The sequence below is a fragment of the Pseudomonas sp. R1-6 genome, from assembly GCF_051132115.1.
Classification (GTDB): Bacteria; Pseudomonadota; Gammaproteobacteria; order Pseudomonadales; family Pseudomonadaceae; genus Aquipseudomonas.
In genome coordinates this window covers 761,723-773,931 of record NZ_CP071662.1, presented here as the reverse complement: position 1 = coordinate 773,931, position 12,209 = coordinate 761,723, and the positions used below count along the sequence as shown (strand labels likewise).

Here is a 12,209-nt window from a genome sequence, read left to right as displayed (position 1 = left end):
GGGGCTCCTTGAAGATCAGTTCTTGAGCAGCAGCGCGCCTTCAATGGGCACGTAGCGGCTGGCGGCGCGGATCAGCGAGTTGGCGGTCAGCCCCGGTACACCGTAGGCCACCGCCTGCACGCCATGCTTGCTGATGATGCGTTCGAGCAGCATGTCGAAATCGCCGTCGCCGGAGGCCAGCACCACCTCATCGACGTGATCGGCGGCGTCCATGATGTCCAGCGTGATGCCCACGTCCCAGTCGCCCTTGGCCGAGCCGTCGCTGCGCTGGATATAGGGCTTGAGCTTCACGGTGAAACCCAGGTTGCGCAGGATCTGCTGGAACTGTTGTTGCTTGCTGTCGCCGCGATCGATCGCGTAGGCATAGGCCTCGACGATCTGACCCTGTTTGCTGACATCAGCCCACAACGCCGCATAGTTGAAATGGCAGCCGTAGGCTTGGCGCACGGTGTAATAGAGGTTCTGGACATCGGCGAACACTGCGATTTTTTTCACCGCGTTTCCTCATGAGTGCACACGCGCGCAGGCCACCAGGCCCGAAAAGTCGCCCAGTATGCCAGCCTCAAGGAATGTTCCGCGAATAATCGGCCCGAGGCGGCTGGGCGCCTCGGACGAATGGCAGGTCAGACGAAGGAGTCGTCGTCGCCGAAGAAGGACGAATCGTCGCTGTAGTCCGCGTCGCTGAAACCGCCCGGGTCGTTGCCGTAGGTACTGTTGTCGGCCGTGCGCGAGTCATCGCCCCAACCGTTGCCACTGTTATCAACCGTGTCATTGACGGGTTGGGCCGGTTCTTCCTTGAGAATCTCGACGATTTCCTGAGGCTGATTGCTATGGAAGAGGCTACTGATGCCTTGCGCCAGCATCACGCCACCGGCCACGCCCGCTGCGGTTTTCAGCGCACCGCCCAGGAAGCTGCCCGCCGCTGGGGCTTGCTGCGGCGGCGCGCCATAGTTGCCGGGCGCTGCGCCGAAGCCTTGCTGTGTCGGCGCATTAAAAGATGGCCGTGCCGGTTCGCGCCAGCCGCCACCGCTGGGTGCCGGCGCGCTTGCGGGATGTGAATCTCGGTTGCTGCCGCCGAAGATGCTTGAAAGAAAGCCACCGCCACCGCTTGGCGCCGATGTCTGGTTGCGCGCCTGCTGCAACTCGGCTTGCAATTGCTCGACCTGCTGGGCGAGTTGCTTGTTCTGCTCGTCCAGTCGCTTGATCGCCGCCTCTTGCACCAGGATCGCCTGGGCCATGAAATAGCCCGCCGCAGGCTGCTTGGCCAAATGCTCCTTGATCCGCGCCTCAGCCTGGGCGTCGCGCGGGGCTGAATCCTTTTCGGCCTGTTGCAACCGTGAAAACAGTCCATCGATCAGGGTTTGTTCTTCGCTGTTCATGGCGACCTCATCAGATTGCCGGATAAAAAACCAGGCCGGTCCGCAAAAGACCGGCGCCGGTCAGTAATGGGGGCCACCGGGACGCTTTCAATGGTCTTTACCTGATGTTTACGTTTGTTTCCCCGGGCACCTGATGGGTAAAGTGTCGGACCGCTTTTCTGAACTGCGATACCGACCCATGAATCCGTTAGAAGTACTGCGTGACTCCTTGTATTTTTTCAAGCGCCATCTGGGCCGGATCGCCCAGTTGTGCCTGCCGCTGGTGATACTTGAAGCCGTGCTGCAACAAGGGGTGGACAGCGCCGTCGGGGCCGAGGGCTTTTCCGGTTACAGCGTGATCGTCGGGCTGTTGGTATACCCGCTGTACACCGCGGCGTTGATTCTGTTTCTTGACGCCCGCAGTCGTGGCGAAGCCCCCCGCCCTCGCGACCTGCTCGCGGCCTCGCTCCTGCAATGGCCACGCTTTGCCTTGCTGACCGCCCTCAATACGCTGCTGATCCTGATTGGCATCTCGTTGTATTTCCTGCCAGGGCTTTGGCTGATGGTTGTCCTCGCCTTCGGTGAGTATCTGGTTGTACTCAAAGGCTTGGCACCACTGGCCGCGATGAAGGAAAGCCTGCGCATGAGCCGCGGTCATTTCTGGCGGATCCTGCTGTGTATCCTGGCGGTGATGATCCCGCTGTGGCTGCTCAAGGGCGCCAGCGTCTCGGTGTATCCGCCGCCGCAAAACCCCTTGGTCAGTTTGCTGATCGACAGCATCCACAGCTTCCTGCAATTGTTCACTACGGTGGTGCTGTTCCGAATGTTCATGTTGATTGTAGAAAAACCTGAGCCATGACCCGCCTGCTGCGATACGCCCTGCTGGGCCTGCTGTTGATTGTCGGAATCGGCGCCTTTTCGGTTTATGGCCTGACCTGGCGTCCACAGGCCCGGGAAACGCTGCCCGTCAGCTGCGCCGCCAACGCCGCGCCGCTGATGCACGGCCAGGCCTTGAAAGTCATGACCTGGAACGTCCAGTTCCTGGCCGGCAAGCGCTATGTGTTCTGGCACGACCTGGCCCAGGGCAACGATGAAAGCCCGACTCCCGAAGACATGGCCTTCAGTCTGGACGAAGTGGCTCGGGTCATTCGCGACGAGCAACCAGACGTGGTGTTGCTCCAGGAACTGGACAACGGCGCCAAGGCCAGCGAGTACCAGGACCAGCTCAAGCTGTTGCAGGAACGCTTGGCCGACCTCTACCCGTGCGGCACCAGCGCCTTCGATTGGAAAGCCGACTTCATTCCCGATCCGCGCATCTTCGGCAGCGTCGGCCGACAACTGGCGACGCTGAGCCGCTACCGCATCGACCATGCCGAGCGGGTGCAATTGCCGGTGGCCGATGGGAACTTCATCAGCCGTCAGTTCCAGCCGAAAAACGCCTTGCTCGTGAGTTACCTGGCCCTTAACGGCGGCGGTCAACTGGCGGTGCTCAATACGCACCTGGAGCGAGCCACGCAGCCGCACGACACGGCGCGCAGGCAGGTCGAAGCCATTTCCAAGTCCCTCGACAAGCTCGAGTCCGCTGGCACGCCCTGGCTGATCGGGGGCGATTTCAACCTGTTGCCCCTGGGCCAATACCGGCGCCTTTCGATCGAACAGCGCTCGCCCTACTCCGCGGACAGCGAGCTACATTTGCTGTGGGACAAATACCCGATGATCCCCACCAACAACGAGGCCAGCGGTATCGACCGCACGCACTGGCTGACCCACTACCCCAACGACCCCGGCCTCAACGGCCCCGACCGCACCGTCGACTACCTGTTCTACAGCCCACGCCTCAAACGGGTCGAAGCCCAGGTCCGACAGGACGACACGTTGCGCATTTCCGACCATTTGCCGGTGATTGCGCGGTTTTTGTTGCCGGCGATGCCCTGATCAAACACCTTGCGGGAGCCCTCTGTGGGAGCGAGCCTGCTCGCGAAGACGGCATCAGAGTCGACGAACATGTTGAATGTGCCGACCTCTTCGCGAGCAGGCTCGCTCCCACAGGGGTAGTGTTTCAAACCTCAGGCATGGCATCAGTTCACTTGCGCGGCTTGACCCGCGCCGTTGCCTGCGCCACCAGCGGATCATCCGGCCAGTAATGCTTGGGATAGCGCCCCTTGAGGTCCTTCTTCACCTCGGCGTAGGTACTGCGCCAGAAGTTCGCCAAGTCCTGGGTCACCTGAACCGGGCGACGAGCCGGCGACAGCAGGTGCAACTTGACCACCTGCCGCCCCCCAGCAATGCGCGGGGTGTCAGACAGGCCAAAGAGTTCCTGCAAGCGCACCGCGAGGATCGGCGGGTGTTCGCTGTAGTCCAGGCGGATCGACGAGCCCGAAGGCACGCTCAAATGGTGCGGCGCCTGTTCGTCCAAGCGTTGCGGTAAAGGCCAGGGCAACAGGTTATGGACGATGCTCGACAGATCCAGGCTGGCGAAATGACTGAGTCGCGACACCCGTCCCAGGTACGGCATCAACCAGTCTTCGAGGCTGCCCAGCAACGCTGCGTCGCTGACATCCGGCCACTCGCTCTCGCCCCTGGCATCCAGGTCGAGCCGGCGCAACAGCGCCACCCGAGCCTGCCATTGGCGCAGTTCCGGCGTCCACGGCAGCAGCTCCAGGCCCTTGCGCCGCACCAGATTGACCAGCGCCTGGCTTCGGGCGGCTTCATCCAGCCCGGTCAATGGCTCGCGACTGAGCACAAGCTCGCCGACCTTGCGCTGGCGCTCGGCGCGCAGTACGCCTTCGCGCTCATCCCAGTCCAGCTGGTCGACCGTATGCACCTGCTCGGCCAGCACCGAGTCGAACAGCGTCGGGTCGAAATCCGTCGCCAGATAAATCCGCTCTTCGCGCTGGCCTTGGCGGCTGCCCAAATCGGCAATGACCAGCCAGGGTTGCTTCATCAGGCTGTCGGCCTCGGCAAACAGCGCCGCACGACCGTTGGCCAGGCGATACTCCGCGCCGCCGGGCCGGCGCTGTTGGGCGACGCGATCCGGGTAAGCCAGCGCCAGCAGCGCGCCGAGCCAACGTGGATGATCGGGATCGGCCACGGCTTCCCCAGCCTTGCCCCGCAAGTAACCGCGATATTGCCGGGCCAATTGCCGCGCCCGCTGCACGCCACCCTGGGCGCCGCGTGCCGCCCGTTCCTCGCCGGAGAGCAAGGCCAGGCGACTATGCAGGTCCGCGCCGGCGCCGCGAAGAATGTCGCGCTCGCCCAACAACGCGGCGACGTTGCAGGCCATGTCCGCCAGCCCCAGCCCCTGGCCGCGCAACAGCAAGTGGGCGATTCGCGGATGAGCCGGCAGTTCGGCCATGGCCTGGCCGTGGCGGGTCAGTTGGCCGCCATCGAGTGCGCCGAGACGTTGCAACAGGTCTTGGCCCTGGGCATACGCGGCAGTCGGCGGGACGTCGAGCCACACCAATTGCTGCGGCGTAACGCCCCAGCGCCCCAATTGCAGGGCCAGCCCGGCCAGGTCCGCCGAAAGAATTTCGGCGCTGCCATAAGCGGCCAACTGTTCGTGCTGGTCTTCGGACCACAGCCGATAGCACACCCCCGGTTCCAGGCGTCCGGCACGGCCGGCCCGCTGGGTCGCGCTGGCGCGGGAGATGCGCTGGGTGTCCAGGCGGGTCATGCCGCTGCCCGGATCGAAACGCGGGACGCGGGCGAGCCCGGCATCCACCACCACCCGCACGCCATTGATGGTCAGGCTGGTCTCGGCGATGTTGGTCGCCAGCACGACTTTGCGCAGCCCGGGCGGTGCCGGATCGATGGCGGCGCGCTGGGCCGTCAGGTCCAGTTCACCGTGCAACGGGCACAGCAACACGTTGCCGCCGTCGCCAAGGGCGTCGGCCAATTGTTGATGAACCCGGCGGATTTCGGCTTGCCCGGGCAAGAACACCAGCACGCTGCCGGTTTCGTCGTGCAGCGCTTCGAGCACGGTCTGCACCAGTCGCGGCTCGATGAATTCCCCAGGTTGGAACGGCCGGCCCCAACGCACCGTCACCGGGAACATCCGTCCTTCGCTGCGCAGGATCGGCGCGTCGTCCAGCAATCCCGCCAGGCGCTCGCCTTCCAGGGTCGCGGACATCAGCAGAACTTTCAGTGGCTGGTCTTCGCGAAACAGCTCCCGGCCATTGAGGCTCAAGGCAAGGGCGAGGTCGGCGTCGAGACTGCGCTCGTGGAATTCATCGAAGATCAGCAGCCCCACGCCTTCCAGCGCCGGATCGTCCTGCAGGCGGCGGGTGAGAATGCCTTCGGTGACCACTTCAATGCGCGTGTTGGGGCCCACCTTGCTGTCGAGGCGAATCCGGTAGCCCACGGTTTCACCGACCTTCTCCCCTAGCTCACTGGCCAGGCGCTCGGCCGCCGCCCGTGCCGCCAGGCGCCGGGGTTCGAGCATGAGGATGGTTTGCCCGGCCAGCCAAGGCTCGTTCAGCAGGGCCAAGGGAACACGGGTGGTTTTACCGGCGCCGGGGGGCGCTTCGAGCACCGCTTCGTGGCGCGAGGCCAGGGCTTGGCGCAGCGCGGGTAAAACTTCATCAATCGGCAAAGAAATCATGCTGGCTCCAAAACAGAGGGCCGAGTATAACGGCGAACTGTTTGGCGTGGTCTGGACTCCAACCAGCAACGCCCATACCTGCTCAGGAGATTGCTATGCGTATTCCCTTTCGCGTGATCGGCGGCGTCCTGGTCGCCACCCTGCTGACCCAGATCAGCGCGTGCGGCTCGATCTTCTACCCGGACCGTCGCGGCCAGATCGAAGGCAAGATCGACCCGGCCATCGCCGCGCTCGATGCCGTTGGCCTGCTGTTCTACATCATCCCCGGCCTGATCGCCTTCGCCGTGGACTTCGCCACCGGCGCGATCTATTTCGAGCCGGGCCGCAGCGTCCAGATCGAGCCAGAAAAACTCAAGCCGGCCATCAACCCCGACGGCACGGTCAATAACCACAAGCTGCAAGCGATCCTGGAAAGCGAGCTGGGCCGCAGTTTCCCGCTGGATGACCCACGTCTTATCCAGCACAAGGGCAACGTCCAGCAACTGGCCGCGTTCGGTCTCAAACCCGCCGCATAAGAGGCGCAGCCCAAGGAAGACCGCGCCATGACCACCCGTACCGAACACGCTCGCCTGCTGCGCATGGCCACCCGGGCATCGGTGGCCGTGGCGCTCGTGCTGATCGTCGCCAAGGCGCTGGGCTGGTGGCTCAGCGGCTCGGTGAGCATGCTCGCCGGCCTGACCGACTCGGCGTTGGACGGCGTCACCTCGCTGCTCAATCTGCTGGCGGTGCATTACGCGCTGCGCCCCGCCGATGACGATCACCGCTACGGGCATGGCAAGGCCGAATCCTTGGCCGGCATGGCCCAGGCGCTGTTTATCGGCGGCAGCGCGGTGTTGATCGCGTTGCAGGCTTTCGAGCGGCTGAAGGACCCGGTGCCCGTGGACGCGCCCTGGCTCAGCGTCGGCGTGATCGTGTTTTCCCTGTTGCTGACCTTGGCCCTGCTGGCGCTGCAGCATCGGGTCATCCGCGCCACCGGCTCCAATGCCGTGCGCGCCGACTCGCTGCATTACCGTTCGGATTTGTTGCTCAATGGCAGCATCCTGGTGGCGCTGGTCCTGGCCGGGTTCGGTTGGTATCAGCTCGACGCCTGGTTCGGCCTGGGGATCGCGGTATACATCCTGTGGAGCGCGATCCAGATCGCCCGGGAAAGCTTCGCGGTGCTGATGGATGAGGAGTTGCCGCCCGACGTCAGCCAACGCATGCTCGAGCTGGCCTGCGCGGTGCCCGGCGTGATCGGCGCCCATGACCTGCGCACGCGGGTCTCCGGCAACCATTGGTTCGTGCAACTGCACCTGGAACTGCCGGGGGAACTGACCCTGTCAGTGGCCCACGGTATCAGCGACCAGGCCGCCGATGCGATCCAGCGTGCTTATCCGAAGGCCGAAGTGCTGGTGCATGCCGATCCGTCGGAAGTGGTGAAGCGCGCCAGCGCCTAGCTCGTGCACACAAACTTGTGGCGAGGGGATTTATCCCCGTTGGACTGCGAAGCAGTCCCAAAGCAGCCAACTCAATCTGCCTGGCACACCGAGGCGGTGGTTCAGGGCCGCTTCGCACCCCAGCGGGGATAAATCCCCTCGCCACAAAAAGCAGCGTCCGCACGATCTTTGCCACGCCTCAGTACGTCACCTGATACCCACGGCTGCTCAAGCAATTGCCCTGCGCCTGGCGATAGGTCTGCACCACCTCCGGCGCCGGCGGGTAGGTGTAGTTGCGCGGGTCGAACCCACTCTGCTGCACCGCCCAGCGATAGCAATCGTAGCCGTCCTGGTTGACCTGTTCCCGGGACTGGCCGTTGGCCGGATAAGCTACCACATCAAAACTGTTGCCCTGCGGTTGCGGCTGCGGGTTGGCGACCGGCGCGTCGACCACGACGTAGTCCTGGGTATTGGCTTCGTAGATGTAATAGGCGCCGGCGGCGAGGAAGAACAGCGAACTGCCGATCCAGACCTCGCGGGCATAATCGGGCAGATAACGGGTGCGAATGCCCCGTGGCGGCTGGACCACGACATAACGCGGCCCTTGAGGGCGATACCAGTAGCCACCGGAGTAGAAATAATCGTGGCCGCGATAAGGCACACGATAATTGCGATCCGGGAAGCGATCGATCACATAACCCGGGCGATATTGCGGCCCCGGCCCCCAGCCGTTGCCATGGCCGTCTGGCCGGCCGGGCCAGTGCTGCTCGGGACGCCCCTCATGACCGGGACGAGGCCCGCCATTGGGGTAGCCATCGTTGCGGCGCGGGATGTCGCGGTAGTAGCCCGGTTGCGGTTCACGGGTCTGGTTCACGCTGTCGGGCCGGCCCTGGATCGGCAGGTTGTTGCCCGGCTGTTGCGGTGGGCGGCCGTGACTGTTGGGGTCCTGCGGTGGACGCTCATATTGCTGTCCACCCGGGTTTTGCGGCCTGACCTCGAACTGTCGGCTGTTATCGCCCCGGATGATCTCGTTGCTTTGCTGCCTGGGTTGCCCTGAATAACCCTGGCCGTTGCCGCCTCGTCCGTTCTGCCCGCGGTCACCGTCCGGGCCGCCACGGTTTTGCTGATCGTCGGCCACCCCCTGCGCACTGACACTTGCCCACAACAGACCAACACCTGCCAAACGCCAGATGCGCGACTTCATGAAATTCCTCACAACGGTTCGGGGCCTGGACGTAAGACTGGAAAAGCCCAGGCCGGTTCGGCGATAGGTTATCAGCCGCGGGGTTTATTTCGCAGGCATAAAAAAGGGAGGCCCGTCGGCCTCCCCTTGAGAATCTAGTCCGTGCTCGACGCTTTTGACGTCGGCTCACCTCACGCCGTCTTCTGGACAGTGTGCAGCTCGGGGGTCTGCCAGTACCGGTGGGTACTGCGACCGCAGCCGGCCGGATTGGGCGGGCTGCACTGGACTGTTTGTCCGAGCAGTGATCTTGGTGATAAGCATAGGCCCGAGGCATCGGCAGGCGATTGCGAAGATTGCTCGAATAAACTCCACTTGCGCAATTTTTACCTCAGGATGGATAATCCAACGCAATTAACCGAATAAAGGCCCGCTCGATGAGCAAACTTGACCGTTACGACCTGAGTATTCTGGCGGAATTGCAGCGCGACGCACGTATCTCCAACCAGGAACTGGCCGAACGCATCGGCCTCTCGCCCTCACCGTGCTCGCGGCGGGTCAAGCAGTTGGAAGACGACGGCTATATCACCCGCCAGGTTGCCCTGCTCGATCGCAAGATGCTGGGCCTGAGCCTCACCGCCTACGTGCTGATCGGCATGGATCGCCACACCCCCGATCGCTTCGAGACCTTCGAAGCCGCGATCCGCAACCTGCCGCAAGTACAGGAATGCAGCCTGGTCACCGGCATCGATGCAGACTACCAGCTCAAGGTGGTGGTGCCGGACATGGACCACTATCAGAAATTGCTGTTGGGGCATCTGACCCGAATCGAAGGGGTCACCAGCGTGCGGTCGAGTTTCGTGTTGAACCAGGTGCTCAACAGCACCGAACTGCCGTTGACACATCTGCGCAGTTGACCGCTTTTGTGGCGAGGGAGCTTGCTCGCGCTCGACTGCGCAGCAGTCGCAAACCGGCCCACTGGCAATCAGGAACCGGTCAGATCTTTTTGGGGTCGCTGCGCAACCCAGCGCGAGCAAGCTCCCTCGCCACAAAAGCTCTGGCTTGCGATGAATAGCTGCGACACACCGCCGCAGCCCAATCCTGCGCCCCGCCCCCATGCCGTATACTCGCCGCGCCTTTACAACCCCGCCAATGCCGGAGTGCCCCGATGGATCCTGCTGTTTTCGAAGAGTGGATGATGACCGGCCTGGTCAGCATCCTGATCATTTTCATGGGTTTCATCGTCTGGGACCTGGCGAAGAAGTCCAAGGCCGGGCGCTTTGGTTCGTTCATCCTGTTTTTTGTGCTGGGCCTGGGCGTCGCGGCGTTCATCATCAAGAGCGTGGTGATCGGCCTGATCGAATCCGGCGCGTTATAAGCGCGCCGGCACTTCCTTCCACTGGCCCTGGTCGAGCCCTTCGATCGTCCAATCGCCGATCCTGACCCGCACCAGCCGCAGAGTCGGCAATCCCACGGCGGCAGTCATGCGGCGTACCTGGCGGTTGCGCCCTTCGCGGATCACCAGTTCCAACCAGCTCGTCGGCACGCTTTTACGAAAACGCACCGGCGGGTTGCGCGGCCACAACTGCGGTTCGTCCAGTAGGCGGGCCTCGGCCGGCAGCGTCATGCCGTCGTTCAATTCCACGCCATCGCGCAAGCGCTGCAGCTGTTCGTCGCTCGGCTCCCCCTCGACTTGTACCCAATACGTCTTGGCCAGTTTGTGCTTGGGGTCGGCGATTCGCGCCTGCAATTGACCGTCGTTGGTGAGTAACAACAGCCCTTCGCTGTCACGGTCCAGCCGACCGGCGGGGTAGATGCCGGGCACGTCGATAAAATCCTTGAGCGTGGCGCGCCCTTCGCCGTCGCTGAACTGCGTCAGCACGTCAAAGGGTTTGTTGAACAGGATCAGCTTCGGCTCGGCCGGCGGCGCCTTGGCCACGCGGCGCGGGGCGGAGGCTGAGGGCTTTGCGCCAGGGCGGCGGGAAACGGGACGGGGCGGTCGGGGCATGGCAGTGAAACATCTAACGGTCTGGGCCGACCATGCTAGTGGCCCGACCGTTAAATGACCACCACCTGATCAGCGGAACGGCGGCTCATCGAAACTGCGCAGTTTGCGCGAGTGCAACGAGTTGAGTTCGTTGCGCAGCAGGTCCAGCGCCGCGATGCCGATCTTCAAATGCTGGTTGACCGCCCGCTCATAAAACGCGTTGGCCGAGCCCGGCAGCTTGATCTCGCTGTGCAGCGGTTTGTCCGAAACGCAAAGCAACGTGCCATAAGGCACCCGCAGGCGATAACCCTGGGCAGCGATGGTGCCGCTTTCCATGTCCACCGCGACGGCGCGGGAGAGGTTGATCAACGGTCTCTCCTGGGCCCAGCGCAGCTCCCAGTTGCGATCGTCGTAAGTCAGCACGGTGCCGGTGCGCAGGCGCTTTTTCAGCTCGTCGCCTTTCTCGCCGGTGATGTTCGCCGCCGCCTGCTGAAGCGCCAGTTGCACTTCGGCCAGGGCCGGGATCGGGATGTTCGGCGGCACGACGCGGTCGAGGATGCCATCGCGGCGCATATAGGCGTGGGCCAGCACGTAGTCGCCGATAGTCTGGGATTGTCGCAGGCCGCCGCAGTGGCCGATCATCAGCCAGCAATGCGGACGCAGCACGGCCAGGTGGTCGGTGATGTTCTTGGCGTTGGACGGCCCGACGCCAATGTTCACCAGGGTTACGCCATGGCCATCGCTGGCCTGCAAATGATAGGCCGGCATCTGGTAGCGGTGCCAGACCACACCCGCGGCGATGGCCGAGGCTTCGCCGTGGTCCATGTTCTTGTCGATGATCACGTTGCCCGGCAGCACCATGCGCACGAAGCGCGGGTCGCTGCGCAATTGCTCCAGGCCATGGACGATGAATTGGTCGACATAACGGTGGTAGTTGGTCAGCAGGATCCACGGCTGCACATGGCGCCAGTCACTGCCGGTGTAATGCACCAGCCGACGCAGGGAAAAGTCCACCCGCGCGGCGTCGAACAGCGCCAGGGGCAGCGGGTCGGTGTTTTCCCAATCGTAGAGGCCGTCGGCGATGCCATCGGTGGCGGCCGACAGGTCGGTACTGGGGAAAACCCGCGCCAGCACGGCGGCGGTCACACCGGAGCCGGCCAGCTCATCGCCCTGCTCCACCACGTACGGGTACGGAATGTTCTGCTCGCTGACGCCCACTTCGACGGTGACAGTGAAGTCGTGCATCAACGGAACGAGTTGTTCCAGCAGGTACTTACGGAACGCGGCCGGGTGGGTGACGGTGACGCTGTAGGTGCCGGGCAACTGGACCTTGGCGTAGGCGCGGGTGGTTTGCGGGACCTCGCCGTGGCAATGGTAGGTCAGGCGCAGGGCCGGATAGCGAAACAAGGCCCGTTGCTCGGCATCCGGCTCGATGCGGTCCTTGAGATACCGCTTGAGCGCCTGGTTCAGCGCAGTGGTCGCACGCTCGTGCAGGGCCGCCAGCCGATCCACGGCTTGCTCGGCGGTTTGAACGACAATAAACGCTTCGGTCACGATCAGCTTCCTGTGTTCTGACTTGCAGGCCTTCATCTTGCCTGCATCGTGGTCCGACGGGAACAGTGGCGTATGGGTATTGCGAGAGCGAGCCTGCTCGCGATAGCGGTGTGTC

General features: G+C 63.5%; 12 protein-coding genes. 6 read left to right on the top strand and 6 right to left on the bottom strand.

From position 1 onward, the window contains the following. Nucleotides 1-15: 15 nt before the first annotated feature. Together J3P81_RS03570 and J3P81_RS03565 are read right to left on the bottom strand one after the other, a co-directional pair. Complete coding sequence (locus tag J3P81_RS03570; RefSeq protein WP_030140338.1) at nt 16-495, bottom strand: NYN domain-containing protein; 480 nt, start codon at nt 493-495, stop codon at nt 16-18. Between the two features lie 128 nt (nt 496-623). Then, the gene (locus J3P81_RS03565; RefSeq protein ID WP_434562170.1) at nt 624-1,379 is read right to left on the bottom strand and encodes a DUF2076 domain-containing protein; all 756 of its coding nucleotides are present in this window, start codon (nt 1,377-1,379) and stop codon (nt 624-626) included. Between the two features lie 178 nt (nt 1,380-1,557). Between J3P81_RS03565 and J3P81_RS03560 the strand changes: the two genes are divergently transcribed. Both J3P81_RS03560 and J3P81_RS03555 read left to right on the top strand, forming a co-directional pair. Then, on the top strand, nt 1,558-2,217 hold the full coding sequence (locus tag J3P81_RS03560; RefSeq protein WP_434562168.1) for a hypothetical protein: 660 nt from the start codon (nt 1,558-1,560) through the stop codon (nt 2,215-2,217). Further along, a complete protein-coding gene (locus tag J3P81_RS03555) occupies nt 2,214-3,293 on the top strand; it encodes an endonuclease/exonuclease/phosphatase family protein (RefSeq protein ID WP_434562166.1) in 1,080 nt (359 codons plus the stop codon). The genes J3P81_RS03560 and J3P81_RS03555 overlap by 4 nt, the downstream gene beginning before the upstream one ends. Before the next feature lie 148 nt (nt 3,294-3,441). On the opposite strand, the gene hrpB is transcribed toward J3P81_RS03555, so the two are convergent. Continuing rightward, nucleotides 3,442-5,958 (bottom strand): ATP-dependent helicase HrpB, encoded by a 2,517-nt coding sequence (gene hrpB, locus J3P81_RS03550; protein WP_434562164.1) that lies wholly within the window; start codon nt 5,956-5,958, stop codon nt 3,442-3,444. A gap of 95 nt (nt 5,959-6,053) precedes the next feature. Between hrpB and J3P81_RS03545 the strand changes: the two genes are divergently transcribed. Continuing rightward, a complete protein-coding gene (locus J3P81_RS03545) occupies nt 6,054-6,473 on the top strand; it encodes a polyribonucleotide nucleotidyltransferase (RefSeq protein WP_420767309.1) in 420 nt (139 codons plus the stop codon). A 27-nt stretch (nt 6,474-6,500) separates the two neighbouring features. Further along, a complete protein-coding gene (locus tag J3P81_RS03540) occupies nt 6,501-7,394 on the top strand; it encodes a cation diffusion facilitator family transporter (protein ID WP_434562162.1) in 894 nt (297 codons plus the stop codon). Nucleotides 7,395-7,572: 178 nt separating this feature from the next. On the opposite strand, the gene J3P81_RS03535 is transcribed toward J3P81_RS03540, so the two are convergent. After that, complete coding sequence (locus J3P81_RS03535; RefSeq protein ID WP_434562160.1) at nt 7,573-8,577, bottom strand: DUF6515 family protein; 1,005 nt, start codon at nt 8,575-8,577, stop codon at nt 7,573-7,575. A 413-nt stretch (nt 8,578-8,990) separates the two neighbouring features. On the opposite strand from J3P81_RS03535, the gene J3P81_RS03530 reads away from it, so the two are divergent. Further along, nucleotides 8,991-9,470 carry an Lrp/AsnC family transcriptional regulator gene (locus J3P81_RS03530; protein ID WP_039594083.1) on the top strand — a complete coding sequence of 160 codons (480 nt, stop codon included), beginning with the start codon at nt 8,991-8,993 and terminating at the stop codon, nt 9,468-9,470. A 251-nt stretch (nt 9,471-9,721) separates the two neighbouring features. Next, entirely contained in the window at nt 9,722-9,931 is a 210-nt protein-coding gene (locus J3P81_RS03525) for a DUF2788 domain-containing protein (RefSeq protein WP_003228500.1), read from the top strand. Here J3P81_RS03525 and J3P81_RS03520 read toward each other — a convergent pair. Beyond that, nucleotides 9,926-10,492 carry a pseudouridine synthase gene (locus J3P81_RS03520; protein WP_434564075.1) on the bottom strand — a complete coding sequence of 189 codons (567 nt, stop codon included), beginning with the start codon at nt 10,490-10,492 and terminating at the stop codon, nt 9,926-9,928. The genes J3P81_RS03525 and J3P81_RS03520 overlap by 6 nt on opposite strands. Nucleotides 10,493-10,630: 138 nt before the next feature. Beyond that, nucleotides 10,631-12,130 carry an AMP nucleosidase gene (amn, locus tag J3P81_RS03515; protein WP_305501175.1) on the bottom strand — a complete coding sequence of 500 codons (1,500 nt, stop codon included), beginning with the start codon at nt 12,128-12,130 and terminating at the stop codon, nt 10,631-10,633. Nucleotides 12,131-12,209 lie beyond the last annotated feature (79 nt).